Raw genomic sequence first — 16198 nt, forward strand, 5'->3', positions numbered from 1 at the left:
CATGATACCGGACGCGCGCCCGCCATCAGGGCCGTGTGCGCCCGGGCAGGCGCTGGCCGATCGCCGCCACCAGCTGGCGCGCCAGTGACAGCTTGTCGGCGCGCGGCAGCCGCGTCATGCCGGCGGCGTCGAACAGCACGATTTCGTTGTCGTCCAGGCCGAAGGTATGGTGGCCGATATTGCCGACCAGCAGCGGTACGCCCTTGCGCTGGCGCTTCTGCTCGCCGTACCGCTCCAGGTTCTCGCTCTCGGCGGCAAAGCCGACGCAGTAGGGTGCGTCGGCCCGCGCCGCGACCGTGGCCAGGATGTCGGGGTTCTGCACGAACTGCAGCGTGGGGGTGTCGGTATCGTTGGCCTTCTTCAGCTTCTGCTGCGCGACTTCAGCCGGGCGCCAGTCTGCCACCGCGGCCACGGCGACAAAGACATCCACGCCGTGCAGCTGCGCGATCACCGCGTCATGCATCTGCTGCGCGCTGCGCACGTCGGTGCGGAGCACGCCGCGCGGGGTGGGCAGGCCGGTGGGGCCGGCCACCAGCAGCACCTCGGCGCCGGCCTCGCGCGCCGCGCGCGCGATCGAGAAGCCCATCTTGCCGGACGACAGGTTGGTGATGCCGCGCACCGGGTCGATCGCCTCGAAGGTCGGGCCGGCGGTGATCAGCACGCGCTTGCCTTGCAGCGGCTTGGGCTGGAAGAAGGCGATGATGTCGTCGAGCAGTTCTTCGGGCTCCAGCATGCGGCCGTCGCCGACCTCGCCGCAGGCCTGGTCGCCGCTGCCGGGGCCCAGGATCATCACGCCGTCGGCGCGCAGTTGCGCGGCGTTGCGCTGGGTGGCGGGGGCGGCCCACATCTGGCGGTTCATCGCCGGTGCCACCAGCAGCGGGCAGTCGCGCGCGATGCACAGGGTGCTGAGCAGGTCGTCGCACAGCCCGTTGGCCAGGCGCGCCATGAAATCGGTCGAGGCCGGAGCGATGACGATGGCATCGGCCTCGCGCGACAGGTCGATGTGCGCCATGTTGTTGTCGATGCGGGCATCCCACTGCGACAGGAAGACCGGACGGCCGGACAGCGCCTGCATCGTCACCGGCGTGATGAAGTGCGTCGCCGCCTCGGTCATGGCCACCTGCACGGTGGCGCCGGCCTTGGTCAGCAGGCGGACCAGTTCGGCCGACTTGTAGCAGGCGATGCCGCCGGTCAGGCCGAGAACGATGTGCTTGCCGCGCAAATCCATGGTGGGGAACCTGGCTGGGGAGAAAGGGAAATGATACCGGGGAAGCCGGCTGAGGGTTGGCTCCCCACTCCCGCACGGCGGGAGTGGGGCCGGGGGTGAGGGCGGGCGGTTCTGGTGGCGTGGTGCCTTGCTGAACCGCCCCTCACCCTGGCCTCTCCCCGTGAGGGGAGAGCGGAACACAATCAGGGCGCTCAGTGGCGCCGCACCCTGCGCAGCTCGTCCACGATCAGCAGCACCGCGCCGACCGTGATCGCGCAGTCGGCCACGTTGAAGGCCGGCCAGTGGTAGTTGCGCACATAGAAATCCAGGAAATCGACCACGTGCCCGTAGACCACGCGGTCGATCACGTTGCCGACCGCGCCGCCCAGGATCAGCGACACTGCGAAGCAGAACAGCCGCTGTCCGGTGTGGCGATACAGCAGCCACACGATGAACGCGCCCACCACGATGCCCAGCCCGGTGAAGAACCAGCGCTGCCAGCCGCCGGCATCGGCCAGGAAGCTGAACGCCGCGCCCTTGTTGTAGACCAGCACCAGGTTGAAGAAGCCGGTCACCGGGCGCGATTCACCATAGGTGAAGGTGCGCACGATGACGATCTTGAAGAACTGGTCGAGCACCACCACCAGCAGCGCGAAGGCCATCCACAGCAGCGGGGTGGTGCTGGCGGCCTTGTTGTTGCGGCGTGCCGGGCGCGCGGAACGGGACGTGGTCGATGCCATCAGGCATGGCTCCTGTGTTCACCGGCGCCGAACAGGTTGCTGTCGCAGCGCCCGCAGAGGGTCGGATGGTCCGGGTTGTGGCCGACATCGGCGCGGTAGTGCCAGCAGCGCTCGCACTTGGCATGGGTCGACGGGGTCACCGTGACCAGCAGGTCGCCGGCCTCGGGCGCGTGCGTTACCTTGGCCGATGAGGTCAGCAGCACGAAGCGCAGGTCGTCGCCCAGGCTCTGCAGCGCGTCCAGCACCGGGCCGCCGGCCTGGATGGTCAGCTCGGCCTGCAGCGACGAGCCGATCTCGCCTTCCACGCGCACCGCTTCCAGCTGCTTGGTGACCTCGGCGCGCACTTCGCGCAGCGTGTGCCACTTCTGCAGCAGATCGTCGGCGCCATCGTCGACTTCCGGTATCGCGTAGTAGGTGCTGGTGAAGATGGTGTCGGTGTGCTCGGTGCCGTGGGCGAAGATCTGCCACGCTTCCTCGGCGGTGAACGACAGGAACGGCGCCATCCAGTGCAGCATCGCCTGGGTGATGTGGTACAGCGCGTTCTGCGCCGCGCGGCGGGCCTTGGAGTCCGGCGCGGTGGTGTACAGGCGGTCCTTCAGCACATCGAGGTAGAACCCGCCCAGGTCCTCGGAGCAGAAGGTCTGCAGCTTGGACACCACCGGGTGGAATTCATACGCCTCATAGTGCGACAGCACTTCCTTTTGCAGCTGCGCGGTCAGTGCCACGGCGTAGCGGTCGATCTCCAGCCATTCCGACGCCGGCAGCGCGTGCCTGGCGTGGTCGTAGTCGGACAGGTTGGACAGCAGGAAGCGCAGCGTGTTGCGGATGCGGCGGTAGCCTTCCACCACGCGCTTGAGGATCTCGTCCGAGATCGACAGCTCGCCGGAGTAGTCGGTCGAGGCTACCCACAGGCGGATGATCTCGGCGCCCATCTTGTTCGAGATGTCCTGCGGCGACACGGTGTTGCCGATCGACTTGGACATCTTGCGGCCTTCGCCGTCGACGGTGAAGCCGTGCGTCAGCAGCGCCTTGTAGGGCGGCTTGCCGTACAGCATCGACGCGGTCAGCAGCGACGAGTGGAACCAGCCGCGGTGCTGGTCCGAGCCTTCCAGGTACAGGTCGGCGAGGCGGCCATCGGCTTCATCGGCGGACGGATCGTACAGGTCGTCGCGGTGCGAGCCGCGGATCACGGACCAGTGCGTGGTGCCGGAGTCGAACCACACGTCCAGCGTGTCGCGGTTCTTCTCGTACTGGCTGGCCTCGTCGCCCAGCAGCTCGGCCGGGTCCAGCGTCTGCCAGGCCTCGATGCCATGCTGCTCGACGCGCCTGGCCACTTCTTCCAGCAACTGCGGCGTGCGCGGGTGCAGCGCTCCGGTTTCCTTGTGCAGGAAGAAGGCCATCGGCACGCCCCACTGGCGCTGGCGCGACAGCGTCCAGTCCGGCCGGTTGGCGATCATGTTGTGCAGGCGCTGCTTGCCCCAGGCCGGGAAGAACTCGGTGGCGTCGATGCCGGCCAGCGCGGTCTCGCGCAGGGTGGGGCCGGTCTTGCCGTTCTCGTCGGCCGGGTCCACGTCCATGCCCGCGAACCACTGCGAGGTGGCACGGTAGATGATCGGCGTCTTGTGGCGCCAGCAGTGCATGTAGCTGTGGGTGTACTTGTGCGAGTTGAACAGGTTGCCCGAGGCCTGCAGCACCTCGACGATCTTCGGGTTGGCGTCCCAGATCGACAGCCCGCCAAAGAGCGGCAGCGTGCCGGCATAGACGCCGTTGCCCATCACCGGGCTGATGATGTCGGAATCGGCCATGCCGTGCGCCTTGCACGACTGGAAGTCTTCCACGCCGTAGGCCGGCGCCGAGTGCACGATGCCCGAACCGGTGTCGGTGGTGACATAGTCGCCCAGGTAGACCGGCGACAGGCGGTCATAGCCCGCGTCCATCTTGGCCAGCGGGTGGTGGAAGCGGATTTCCGACAATGCCGCGCCGGTGGTGGTGGCCACGACCTTGCCTTCCAGGCCGTAGACCTTGAGCTGCTCCTCGACGCGCTCGGTGGCCAGGATCAGGTAGCCGCGCGGGGTCTCGACCAGCGCGTATTCCACTTCCGGGTGCACGTTCAGCGCCTGGTTGCTCGGGATGGTCCATGGCGTGGTGGTCCAGATCACGATCCAGCCGGGCTTGCCGTCGAGCTGCTCGAAGGGCACCTTGAAGGCGTGTGCCAGCTTGTCGGCTTGCGCGAACGGGAAGCCCACGTCGATCGACAGGTCGACCTTGTCCTTGTATTCGACCTCGGCCTCGGCCAGCGCCGAGCCGCAGTCGAAACACCAGTTCACCGGCTTCAGGCCGCGGAACACATAGCCCTTCTCCATGATCTTGCCGAGTGCGCGCAGTTCATCCGCCTCGTTGCTGTAGTTCATGGTCAGGTAGGGGTGGTCCCAGTCGCCCAGCACGCCCAGGCGTTCGAAATCCATCATCTGGCGCTTGATCTGCTCGGTGGCGTAGGCGCGCGCCTTGGCCTGGACCTCCTGCACCGGCAGGCCCTTGCCGAATTTCTTCTCGATCTGGATCTCGATCGGCATGCCGTGGCAGTCCCAGCCCGGCACGTAGACGGCGTCCAGCCCGGTCAGGCCGCGCGCCTTGATGATCATGTCCTTGAGCACCTTGTTGACGGCGTGGCCGATATGGATGTCGCCGTTGGCATACGGCGGGCCGTCGTGCAGCACGAACTTCTTCGCGCCCTTGCGGGCCGCGCGGATCTTCTTGTAGAGCTGCTTGTCCTGCCACTGCTTGACCCACTGCGGCTCGCGCTTGGGCAGGTCGCCACGCATCGGGAAGGGCGTGTCGAGCAGGTTGACCGGATATTTGCTTTTCTCGGGCTTGGCGCGTTTGTCGTCAGGCATTTCGATTCTCAGGGCAATTCGGGTTGGCGCGCGGGCGGCGGCAGGCCGGCGGGCGCGCGGAAAGACTGGGGCGGCGGCGTGCGTGCCGGGCCCGCGCCACTGGCGTGCGGGCGGGCGCCGGCCGCTACCTAATTCGGTCGGTGGCGGAGGTGGCGAAGTCGCGCCCGCCGCTGCCTTCGGCCGCGCCCGGGGCGGTCAGGCCGAAGAAGGCGCGCGCATCGGCGCTGTCCTTGGCGATGGCGGCGGTGAGCTCGTCCAGGTTGTCGAAGCGCGCTTCGTCGCGCAGCTTCTTCATGAATTCAACCCGCACCAGCTTGCCGTACAGGTTCTCTTTGAAATCGAACAGGTGGACTTCCAGCAGCACCCGGCCGGCGTCCTCGATGGTGGGGCGCACGCCGATGCTGGCCACGCCCGGCAGGGGCTGGTCGGCGATGCCGTGCACCTGCACCACGAAGATGCCGCTGACTGCCGGCCGCTTGTGCGAGATGCGCAGGTTCAGCGTCGGGAAGCCCAGGTCGCGGCCCAGCTTGCGGCCGTGGATCACGTGGCCACTGATGGCATAGCCGTGGCCGAGCAGGCGCCGGGCATGCTCCAGATCGCCGTCGGCCAGCGCCTGGCGCACGGCAGAGCTGGAGATGCGGATGCCGCCTTCGGACACCGATCCCATCTGCTCGACATCGAAGCCGTAGCGGCGCCCGGCTTCCTGCAGGTAGGTAAAGTCGCCGGCGCGCCTGGCGCCGAAGCGGAAGTCGTCGCCGACCAGCACCCAACGCGCGTGCAGGCCGTGCCACAGCACGTTCTCAACGAACGCCTGCGGCGACTGGGCGGCAAAGTGGGCGTTGAAGTGTTCCACCACCACCCGGTCCACGCCGTTGCGGCGCAGGCTTTCCAGCTTGTCGCGCAGCAGCGCGATGCGGGTGGGGGCCTTGTCCGGGGTGAAGAACTCGCGCGGATGCGGCTCGAAGGTCATCACGCACAGCGGCAGGCCGCGTGCGTCGGCGGCTGCACGCGCACGCGCGAGCAGCGACTGGTGGCCGCGATGCACACCGTCGAAATTGCCGATGGTGAGCGCGCAGGGCGCCCGGCTTTCGGCGTTGGGCAGGCCGCGGAAGACTTTCACGGGGACGGCGGGAAACGTTTCAGGTAAAGCGAGCATTATAAGGCGAATGGGTCCGCTTGCCGCTCCCGCCGCCCGCGGCCGGTGCCGCGCTGCTGTTTTTGTGCCGCAACCGGCCCTCGCGGCATGGCGCAATGCCGCAAAAGGCGGCATGATATGGCCCACTTCGGCTTCACTTCGGCGCTGGCACCTGCTGCCCCCGACATCCGCCCATTCCAAGCCAGCCACACTTGAAAGCGCTGCCCAACCGGTTCTTTTCCCGGCTCCTGCCCCGAGTCCTGCCTCAGGCGACCGCCCAGCTCGACGTCGAGACGCGCGCCAAGCTGATGGCCATCGTGCACAAGAACTCGCCCACGGCGATCGTGGCCTCGGTGCTGCTGCCCGCGCTGACCACGCTGGGATTCTGGAACGACGTGAGCCGCGCGGCCTTGCTCGGCTGGTGCGCGGTGATGCTGCTGCTGACGGTCGGCGGCCTGTGGTTCTATGTCGGCTACCAGCGCGACCATGCCTCGATGAGCCGCTCCGCGCACACGCGCAAGTGGTGGAACAATATGCGCGCGGTTGCCTTCCTGACCGGCGTGACCTGGGGCAGTTCGGCGCTGCTGCATTTGTATACGGGCTCGGCCGTGTTCTCCAGCGTGCTGTACCTGCTGACCCTTGGGGTGCTGGCAGGCGGCGCGGTGTCGCAGGCGCCGGTGCCGTCGAACCTGGTCTATGCCGGCGTGCCGATCCTGGTGCCCAATATCCTGATGGCGGAATTCGCCTTCCCCGGCCATGGCGTCTATGTGCAGGTGCTGCTGGTGATCTATGGTCTGATGCTGTCGCGCCATGCCTTGCACCTGCAGGTCACGCTGGTGCGCGCCATCCAGCTCGAGGGCGACAGCCGCCGCCTGGCCAAGCAGTTCCAGGAGGAAAAGGAGCGCGCGCTGCATGCCAGCGAGGAGAAGTCGCGCTTCCTGGCTGCCGCCAGCCACGACCTGCGCCAGCCGGTGCATGCGCTGGTGATGCTGGTGGAGGCGCTGCGCGCGCGCAACCAGTCGTCGGCGCTGCATCCGCTGGTGGAGCAGGTGGCGGCGGGCACCCAGACCATCGACCTCCTGTTCCGTTCGCTGCTGGACCTGTCCAAGCTGGAAGGGCGCAAGGTGTTGCCGACGCTGGAGCCATGCGAGCTGGGCGCGCTGATTCGCGACGTGATGAGCCAGTTTGCCGCCGATGCGCGCGAAAGCGGCCTGACCCTGACCCCGCGCGTGCCCGACGAGCTCTACGCCATGGCCGAGCCGGTGCTGTTGCGCCGGGCCCTGTTCAACCTGGTGCAGAACGCGCTGCGCTACACCCAGCGCGGCGGTGTGCTGGTGACCGCGCGCCAGCGCCGCAAGCATGTGCGGCTGGAAGTCTGGGATACCGGCGCCGGCGTGACACCCGAGCACCTGCCCGACATCTTTTCGCCGTATTACCAGGTCCATAACCCGCAGCGCGACCCGTCGCAGGGCCTGGGCCTGGGGCTGGCCATCTTCAAGGAATGCGTGCGCCTGATGCGCGGCACCTATGGCGTGCGCTCGGTGCCGGGCAAGGGTTCGGTGTTCTGGTTCGCGCTGGCGACGGTGCCGGCCGAGACCGTGGCCAGCGTGCGCGAGATGCGCGCGATGGCGCAGGCGGAAGAGGCCAAGCCCGACCGCCTGCAGGGCACGGTGCTGGTGGTCGACGACGACAGCCAGATCCGCAAGGCCTGGATCGCGCTGATGGAGGCCTGGGGCATCCGCGTGGCCTGCGCCGCGCACGGCGCCGAGGCCGACAAGCTGTTTGCCAAGGGCCTGCGCCCGGACATCATCTTCTGCGACCTGCGCCTGCCCGGCAGCGAGAACGGACTGGATTTGCTCGAGCGCTGGCAGAACACGCAGCCGCAGGCGCGCAGCGCGCTGCTGACCGGCGACCTGAAATCCGCCGCGCTGGCGGCGGCGGAAGAGGCGGGATATTTCGTGCTGCCCAAGCCGGTGGACCCGGCTTCGCTGCGGCTGCTGCTGCGCCGCTGGCTGCGGCCGGCGTAGGGTACCGGCCTGCGTTACTGGCGCAGGCGGAACCGCTCCATGCGCGACATCACCTGCATGCGCGTGCGCACGCCCAGGCGCTGCAGGATGGCTGACACGTGCTCCTTGACGGTGTTCTCGGTCAGCCCCAGGCGGCGCGCGATCACCTTGTTCGGCAGGCCTTCCAGCACCAGCGCCAGCACCGAGCCCTGGCGCGGCGTCAGGCCGAGCTCGGCCGGCGTGACCGGAATGCCGTGGGCGGGCCCGAACGACTGCGCGCGGCCGTTCAGGGCCTCATCGGTGGGGAAGGAGGTGTCGCCTGCCAGCACCTTGCGCACCGCGGCGGTGAAGGCATTGGCATCAAGGTGCTTGCCGACGAAGCCGCAGGCCGACAGCGCGCGGGCGCGGCCGACGATCTCGGGGGTGGCCTCGGCGGACATGAAGATGAAGCGTGCGCCGGGGATGACGGTCTTGAACGACTGCATGGCATCGAAGCCGGTGCCATCGTTCAGCCAGATATCGAGCAGCACGATATCGGGGCGCAGACCCTGCTGCAGGCTTGTCAGGGCTTCGCGGGCACTGCCGGCGGCATGGACTGCCACATCCGGCATGACTTCGGCGAGGAAAGCCGTAGTGCCTGACAAAGCCATAGGATGATCATCGACCACCAACAACGTCGGTGCAGCGTTCGACATGCGAATTCCCGTTCAAATTCCCGTTTCGTCCTTGTTGTCACCAGCTCTTGGCGAGCACTGTGTCATGCACAGGGTTGGCGCGTGGACGTAGCGCCCACTCTAGCAGAGGGGGCGAAGCGTCACAATCCATCAATCGGGGGTATACGGGCATGCCGTCACATGTTAGAGACATCGCGCCCTGTCCGATTCTCGTGAATTAAGCACGTAATGCGTTGGCTTTACCAGAGTTTAGCGCCTTGCCTTGGTAGAATTGCGCGATGAAAAAAATTGTCATCTTGATTTCCGGACGAGGCTCCAATATGGAAGCCATCGTCCGTGCCTGCGCGGGTGGCGGCTGGCCCGCCCGGGTGGCGGCAGTACTGTCGAACCGGCCGGACGCCGCCGGGCTGCAATTCGCGCAGCAGCATGGCATCGAAACCGGCGTGGTCGACCATCGCCAGCACCCTGACCGTGCCGCTTTTGATGCGGCTTTGGCCGAGGCCATCGACGCCCACGCGCCCGACCTGGTGGTATTGGCCGGTTTCATGCGTATACTCACGCCCGGCTTCGTCGACCGCTATGCGGGCCGGCTGCTGAATATCCATCCGTCGCTGCTGCCATGCTTCCCGGGCCTGAACACCCACAAGCAGGCGCTCGACGCCGGCGTCAAGCTGCATGGCGCCACCGTGCACTTTGTCACCCCAGAACTCGACCATGGCCCGATCGTGATTCAGGCTGCACTTGATGTGCGGCCGGCGGACACGCCCGAGAGCCTGGCCGCGCGCCTGCTCGAATGCGAGCACGTGATCTATCCCCGCGCCGTGCAATGGTTCGTAGAGGACCGCCTGCAACTTCAGGACGGCGTAGTCAACGTTATCAACCCGGCCGAATCGCAATTGCTGATGGCCATCTCCGCCGATACCCCGGCGGGAGGAGTCAAGGCATGAGTCGCACCCAGGCAGGAACCCGATCCCCGCGCAGCGAAGGACATGCCCCCGCGCGCAGCAAGGGCAAGGGCAAGGGCAGCCCCATCCGCAAGTCGCCCAATGCCAACGGTGCCCCGGTCCGCTCGCATGGCGGCCTCCATGCCACCCATATCCAGCATATCGACCGCCTGCTGGGCAAGGTCATGCTGTTTGCGCGCCCGGCCGATGCCGTGGTGAGCTATTACTTCCGCGAGAACAGCAAGCTTGGCCACCGCGAGCGCGGCATCATCGCCGAGGCCATCTACGCGGTGCTGCGCCGGCGCGTCGAATTTGCCCAGTTTGCCGAAAGCGGCACGGGCGCGACCTCGCGCCGGCTGGCGCTGCTGGGCCTGGCCGCGACCCTGGGCCGCGACACGCTGACGCCGTTCCTGCATCCCGAAGAAGCCGAGTGGCTGGACCGTCTGACCACGATCGAGCGCTCCAGCCTGGCGCCGCGCGTGCGCGCCAACCTGCCCGAGTGGCTGTACGACGAACTGGTGCGCGGCCACGGCGAGGCCTTCGCCGCAGCCCTGGGCGACGCGCTGCTGCGCCCGGCGCCGCTGGACCTGCGCGTCAACCTGGCCAAGACCAGCCGCGAGGCCGCGCTGGCCGAGCTGCACGCCGCCGGCCTGGGCGCCGAGCCGACGCCGATGGCGCCGGCCGGCATCCGCATGGCCGGCAAGCCGGCACTGAACCAGTTGCCGATCTTCGTCAACGGCCTGGTCGAGGTGCAGGACGAGGGCAGCCAGCTGCTGTGCAACCTGGTCGCACCCAGGCGCGGCGAGATGGTGGTCGACTTCTGTGCCGGCGCGGGCGGCAAGACCCTGGCGCTGGGCGCGGCGATGCGCTCGACCGGCCGGCTCTATGCCTTCGACGTATCGGAAAAGCGCCTGGCCAACCTGAAGCCGCGGCTGGCGCGCAGCGGGCTGTCCAACGTCCATCCGGTGCTGATCGACTCCGAGCGCGACGCCAAGATCAAGCGCCTGGCCGGCAAGGCCGACCGCGTGCTGGTCGACGCGCCCTGCAGCGGCCTGGGCACGCTGCGCCGCAACCCCGACCTGAAATGGCGGCAATCGCCGGAGTCGGTGCTGGAACTGACTGCCAAGCAGAGCGCGATTCTGGATTCGGCCGCGCGGCTGGTGAAGGGCGGCGGCCGCGTGGTCTACGCGACCTGCAGCGTGCTGGAAGCCGAAAACGAGCAGATCGTGCGCGACTTCCTGGCTGCGCACCCCAACTTCCGCCTGGTGCCGGCCGCCGAAGTGCTGGCCGAGCAGAAGATCGAAGTGACCGGGCTGCCGGACAACGGCATGTTTGCCCTGTATCCGCACCTGCACCAGACCGACGGCTTCTTTGCCGCGGTGCTGGAACGCACCAGCTGAGCGCCGGTGCCTGCCGGGCCGCCTGCCGATCGCGCGGGCGGCCGCGCCAACCCTGAGTTTCCTCGATGAACGGTGAGACCCTGTCCGACCTGGGTGGCCTGAAAGACCTGAAGGCCTCCCACTCCATGTTCGGCAAGATGCTGGACGACCTGATCCGCGACGCAGGCGGGCCGGGCTTCTTCTGGCAGCTGCTGGTGCTGGCCGGCTGCCTGCTGGTGGCCTGGCCGCTGGCGCGCTTCGTGGTGCGGCGCCTTGAAGCGCGCTACCAAGGCTCAAGCTTCTCCGTGCGCTTTGCCGCCGCCAGCCTCGAGCGCGCCATGTTCCCCCTGGCCGGATGGGTGCTGGTGCTGATCGCCCGCTTTGCGCTGGAGCCGCTGATCCCGATCAGCGTGCTGCGCCTGGCGCTGGTGCCGCTGTTCGGCATCACCTTCCTGAATTCCACCTTCTATGTGCTGCGCCGGGTGATGTCGGGCAGTGGCCAGCTGCATGGCATGCTGCTGCTGGTGGAGAAGGTGCTGACCACGCTGGTGTGGGCCGGCATGGCGCTGTACGTGCTGGGCGTGCTGGCGGACGTGGTGGCGTGGATGCAGGGCGTGCGCTTTGCGATCGGCGGCAAGCAGAAGATCAGCCTGGCCGAGACCCTGATGGCGGTGGTCTGGATCCTGCTGACGGTGCTGGTGGCGCTGTGGTTCGGTTCCTGGCTGGAAGAGCGGCTGATGCGCTCGGCCAACCTCGACGGCAACCTGAAGGTGGTGCTGACGCGCATCTCCAAGGCCTTGCTACTGCTGGTGTCGCTGCTGCTGAGCCTGTCGCTGGTGGGGATCGACCTGACCGTGCTGTCGGTGTTCGGCGGCGCGCTGGGCGTGGGCCTGGGGCTGGGTTTGCAGAAGATCGCCAGCAACTACATCTCCGGCTTCATCATCCTGCTGGACCGCTCGGTCAAGCTGGGCGACCAGATCACGGTGGACAAGTACACCGGCATCGTGTCGCAGATCCGCACCCGCTATACGGTGGTGCGCAACGGCGATGGCGAAACCCTGGTGCCGAACGAGCAGCTGGTGGCGCAGCCGGTGCAGAACCATTCGTTCTCCAACACCAATGTGCGCGTGGCCACCCGGGTGCAGGCAGACTACAACGCCGATCCGGAAACGGTGATCGCGCTGCTGACCGCATGCGTGCGCGACCTGCCGCGCGTGCTGCCCGACCCGGAGCCCGCCGCTTTCCTGGTGCTGTTTGCCGATAGCGGCATCGAGTACGAGGTTGCGGTCTTCGTGGCCGATCCGCAGAACGGCAAGCTGGGGGTGCAGTCGGCGATGAACCGCGCGATCTGGCGCACGCTGCGCGAGCATGGGATTTCCATCCCCTATCCGCAGCGTGAACTCCGCGTGCTGGGCGAGGCACCCTTGCCCGGCAACGATCTGCCCCCATCTAAGACGGTAGCGGATGCAGCGAATGCGGCGAGTGCCGCATAGACCGCAAGATGGGCGCAGCATGCGCCACCCACGGAACGAAAACTGTGGCGCTCCGTCCAAATCCGGGAAATAGCGTATGCTTGCGCGTCGCGCGATCCGGTAGAATGCCGGGTTGTCGCGGGTTGCAGCTTCAAGTTGCAGCGCACGCTCCCACATCAGACAGCCGCCAGATTGCAGCGGCTCGTACCTTGTCCCGCCAGCGCAGGCCATCCCGGCGCCGGCGCGAGACTCGTGTGCCTGGGAGCCCGGTATGACTTCGGGTCCCGTGGCAGGCGCCAGAAAGCTATCGCAATCACTTGGATTCGCAGCCTTTTTTCTGCGCGTTGCGTGCACCGGCCCCGCCGGGCTGCACGGGAAAGTCCCTGTTTAACCGACGGAGAACAGTTTGTTCGACACTATTCTTGACTGGGCCGCCAACGGCCTTGCCAACTGGACCTGGTGGGAGATCGTCATCTACACGCTCGTGATGACGCATATCACGATCGCCAGTGTCACCATTTTCCTGCACCGCTGCATGGCGCACCGGTCGCTGGATCTGCACCCGATCGCCCAGCATTTCTTCCGCTTCTGGCTCTGGCTGACCACGGGCATGGTCACGCGCGAGTGGACCGCCATCCACCGCAAGCACCACGCCAAGTGCGAAACCGAAGAAGATCCGCACAGCCCGCAGACCCGCGGCATCCGCAAGGTGCTGCTGGAGGGAGCGGAGCTGTATCGTGCCGAATCCAAGAACAAGGAAACCATCGCCAAGTTTGGCCATGGCTGCCCCAATGACTGGATCGAGCGCAACGTGTACTCGCGCTTCGGCTGGCAGGGTGTCGGCCTGATGCTGATCATCGACCTCGCGCTGTTCGGCGTGATCGGCATGACCGTTTGGGCCGTGCAGATGCTGTGGATCCCGATCCATGCCGCCGGCATCATCAATGGCCTGGGCCACTGGTGGGGCTATCGCAACTACGATTGCGAGGACGCCTCGACCAACGTGTCGCCGTGGGGCCTGATCATTGGTGGCGAAGAGCTGCACAACAACCACCACACGTACCCGACCTCGGCCAAGTTCTCGATCAAGTGGTATGAGTTCGATGTGGGCTGGGGCTATATCCGCGCGATGCAGGCAGTCGGCCTGGCCAAGGTCAAGAAGACCCCGCCCAAGGCACGCCTGGTGGAAGCCCGCCCGGTTGACCACAACACGCTGGAAGCGATCATCGCCAACCGCTATGACGTGATGGCGCGCTACGCCAAGGCCGTCAAGGGCGCGTTCCGCCAGGAACTGGAAAAGCTCAAGGAAGGCCGCGTGGCCGAGTACCGCAGCTTCAAGCCCGCCAGCAAGTGGTTCCACCGCGAGGAAACCAAGCTGGCCGCGCCGCAGCGCGAACAGCTGGCAAGTATCGTTGAACAGAACAAGGCGCTGCAGACCTTCGTCGAAATGCGCCGTGAACTGGCCGCCATCTGGGGCCGTTCCAACCTGACGCGCGAGCAGCTGCTGCAGCAGCTGCAGGCCTGGTGCCATCGTGCCGAGGCCAGCGGCATCCAGGCGCTGCAAGATTTCTCGCTGCGCCTGCGCCGCTACGCCTGATACAATCCGGCCGCGCCGTATGGTTTGACAAAGCCCCGCCCATGGCGGGGCTTTTGTTTTAGATAAACTCCCCAATATTCTGGCCGGGCCGCATCCTTGCTGGCGAAGGTCTAGAGGAGTACCGGAGATGACCCCACAATCGATCAAGACCGTCGAGTTCGAAAAGCCGAACCTGGCGGATGCCGAAAACGCCACTGGCAGCAGCTGCGTGGCCCATGCCTGGGCCAAGGTGCCGCCGGTGCTGACACCCGACGAGCGCCAGTCCCTGAAGACGCGTATTCGCCGCCTGCTCAAGGAACGCAATGCGGTGCTGGTGGCGCACTATTACGTCGACGCCGACCTGCAGGACCTGGCCGAGGAAACCGGCGGCTGTGTCTCCGACTCCCTGGAAATGGCCCGCTTCGGCCGCGACCACGAGGCCCGGACCCTGGTGGTGGCGGGCGTGCGCTTCATGGGCGAGACCGCCAAGATCCTGAGCCCCGAGAAGACCGTGCTGATGCCGGACCTGGACGCGACCTGCTCGCTCGACCTGGGTTGCCCGGCCGATGAGTTCGCCGCCTTCTGCGATGCGCACCCGGACCGCACCGTGGTGGTCTACGCCAACACCAGCGCCGCCGTGAAGGCGCGCGCGGACTGGATGGTGACCTCCAGCATCGGCCTGAAGATCGTCGAGCACCTGCATGCGCAGGGCAAGAAGATCCTGTGGGCGCCGGACAAGCACCTGGGCAGCTATATCCAGAAGCAGACCGGTGCCGACATGCTGCTGTGGCAGGGCTCGTGCCTGGTGCACGACGAGTTCAAGGGCATCGAGCTGGACCTGCTGCGCCGCGAATTCCCCAACGCCAAGATCCTGGTGCACCCTGAGTCGCCGGAAAACGTGGTGGCGCAGGCCGATGTGGTCGGCTCGACCTCGCAGCTGATCGAGGCCGCACAGAAGCTGGACGCGACCGAGTTCATCGTCGCCACCGACAACGGCATCCTGCACAAGATGCGCATGGCGGCGCCCGGCAAGCACTTCATTGAAGCGCCCACGGCCGGCAACAGCGCGACCTGCAAGAGCTGCGCGCACTGCCCGTGGATGGCCATGAACGCGCTCACCAACCTGGCCGAGGTGCTGGAAACCGGCCGCAACGAGATCCATGTCGACCCGGTGATCGGGCGCCAGGCGGTGACCTGCATCAACCGCATGCTGGACTTCGCCGCCGCGCAGAAGCGCAATGTGCGTCCGTCGGCAGACCTGGCCAAGGAACAGGCGCTGTTCAAGGGGATTGGCCCGGCATGAGCGTGAATTCGATTTTCGACAGCTACGGTCCGGCGCTGCAGGCAGCGCTGCAAGCCAATGTGCAGGCCGCCATTGACGAGGATGTCGGCAGCGGCGACCTGACCGGCCTGCTGGTGCCTGCGGCCAAGGCGGCACGCGCGCGCGTGATCGTGCGCGAGTCCGCAGTGCTGTGCGGCCAGCCGTGGTTCGATGCCTGCATGCGCGCGCTCGACCCGGCGCTCGAGGTGCACTGGCTGCAGCAGGAAGGTGCCCGCATGGCGCACGATTCGGTGGTCTGCGAGATCACCGGCCCGGCGCGCTCGCTGCTGACGGCGGAGCGCCCGTCGCTGAATTTCCTGCAGCTGCTGTCGGGCGTGGCCACCGCCACGCGCCGCTATGCCGACCTGATCGCCGGCACCCGCGCGCGCGTGCTGGATACGCGCAAGACGCTGCCGGGCCTGCGCCTGGCGCAGAAGTACGCGGTCCGCATCGGCGGCGGCGAGAACCAGCGGCTGGCGCTGTACGACGGCATCCTGATCAAGGAAAACCATATCGCCGCGGCTGGCAGCATCAGCGCGGCCATGCAGGCGGCGCTGGCGCTCGATACCAGGGCGTCGGTGCAGATCGAGGTGGAAACGCTGGCCGAACTGGAAGAAGCGCTTGCGGCCGGTGCGAAGTCGGTGCTGATCGATAACTTCACCGTGCCGATGATGCAGGATGCGGTCAGGATCAATCGGGGCAGGGCGCTGCTGGAGGTGTCGGGCGGCGTCAATGCCGATACTATCCGCACCTTTGCCGAAACCGGCGTGGACCGGATCTCGGTTGGTGCGCTGACCAAGGACGTGCGGGCGACGGACTATTCGCTGCGGATCATCGGCTGACGCTTCGC

Annotated in this window: 12 protein-coding genes; 7 read left to right on the forward strand and 5 right to left on the reverse strand. The window is 67.0% G+C overall.

Annotated elements, in window-relative coordinates:
* Positions 1-25 precede the first annotated feature (25 nt).
* The 4 genes from coaBC to I6H87_RS10615 all read right to left on the reverse strand — a co-directional run bounded on the left by coaBC (position 26) and on the right by I6H87_RS10615 (position 5961).
* A complete protein-coding gene (gene coaBC / locus I6H87_RS10600) occupies positions 26-1228 on the reverse strand; it encodes a bifunctional phosphopantothenoylcysteine decarboxylase/phosphopantothenate--cysteine ligase CoaBC (protein WP_010814993.1) in 1203 nt (400 codons plus the stop codon).
* A 191-nt stretch (positions 1229-1419) separates the two neighbouring features.
* On the reverse strand, positions 1420-1947 hold the full coding sequence (gene lspA, locus I6H87_RS10605; protein WP_010814992.1) for a signal peptidase II: 528 nt from the start codon (positions 1945-1947) through the stop codon (positions 1420-1422).
* Positions 1947-4841, reverse strand: a complete 2895-nt coding sequence (gene ileS / locus I6H87_RS10610; RefSeq protein WP_011615965.1) for an isoleucine--tRNA ligase — start codon at positions 4839-4841, stop codon at positions 1947-1949. Before ileS ends, lspA begins: the two co-directional genes overlap by 1 nt.
* 124 nt (positions 4842-4965) lie before the next feature.
* Positions 4966-5961, reverse strand: coding sequence for a bifunctional riboflavin kinase/FAD synthetase (locus I6H87_RS10615; protein WP_010814990.1), 996 nt, complete (start codon positions 5959-5961; stop codon positions 4966-4968).
* Between the two features lie 227 nt (positions 5962-6188).
* Here I6H87_RS10615 and I6H87_RS10620 point away from each other — a divergent pair, with 227 nt between their 5' ends.
* Positions 6189-8003, forward strand: coding sequence for a hybrid sensor histidine kinase/response regulator (locus I6H87_RS10620; protein ID WP_010814989.1), 1815 nt, complete (start codon positions 6189-6191; stop codon positions 8001-8003).
* Between the two features lie 14 nt (positions 8004-8017).
* Here I6H87_RS10620 and I6H87_RS10625 read toward each other — a convergent pair whose 3' ends face one another.
* Positions 8018-8677, reverse strand: coding sequence for a response regulator (locus I6H87_RS10625; protein WP_011615962.1), 660 nt, complete (start codon positions 8675-8677; stop codon positions 8018-8020).
* Between the two features lie 257 nt (positions 8678-8934).
* Between I6H87_RS10625 and purN the strand changes: the two genes are divergently transcribed.
* The 6 genes from purN (at position 8935) to nadC (ending at position 16190) form a co-directional block, all read left to right on the forward strand.
* A complete protein-coding gene (gene purN, locus I6H87_RS10630) occupies positions 8935-9603 on the forward strand; it encodes a phosphoribosylglycinamide formyltransferase (RefSeq protein WP_037023529.1) in 669 nt (222 codons plus the stop codon).
* Positions 9600-11000, forward strand: coding sequence for an RsmB/NOP family class I SAM-dependent RNA methyltransferase (locus I6H87_RS10635; protein ID WP_010814986.1), 1401 nt, complete (start codon positions 9600-9602; stop codon positions 10998-11000). Before purN ends, I6H87_RS10635 begins: the two co-directional genes overlap by 4 nt.
* Before the next feature lie 65 nt (positions 11001-11065).
* Positions 11066-12472 carry a mechanosensitive ion channel family protein gene (locus tag I6H87_RS10640; protein ID WP_010814985.1) on the forward strand — a complete coding sequence of 469 codons (1407 nt, stop codon included), beginning with the start codon at positions 11066-11068 and terminating at the stop codon, positions 12470-12472.
* Positions 12473-12857: 385 nt separating this feature from the next.
* On the forward strand, positions 12858-14048 hold the full coding sequence (locus tag I6H87_RS10645) for a DesA family fatty acid desaturase (RefSeq protein WP_010814984.1): 1191 nt from the start codon (positions 12858-12860) through the stop codon (positions 14046-14048).
* Positions 14049-14175: 127 nt separating this feature from the next.
* Positions 14176-15330: a quinolinate synthase NadA gene (gene nadA / locus I6H87_RS10650; protein ID WP_010814983.1), complete on the forward strand. Its 1155-nt coding sequence runs from the start codon at positions 14176-14178 to the stop codon at positions 15328-15330.
* Positions 15327-16190, forward strand: coding sequence for a carboxylating nicotinate-nucleotide diphosphorylase (gene nadC / locus I6H87_RS10655; protein ID WP_011615961.1), 864 nt, complete (start codon positions 15327-15329; stop codon positions 16188-16190). The genes nadA and nadC overlap by 4 nt, the downstream gene beginning before the upstream one ends.
* Positions 16191-16198: the final 8 nt, after the last annotated feature.

Origin of the sequence: Cupriavidus necator (assembly GCF_016127575.1) — a bacterium.
Taxonomy (GTDB): domain Bacteria; phylum Pseudomonadota; class Gammaproteobacteria; order Burkholderiales; family Burkholderiaceae; genus Cupriavidus; species Cupriavidus necator_D.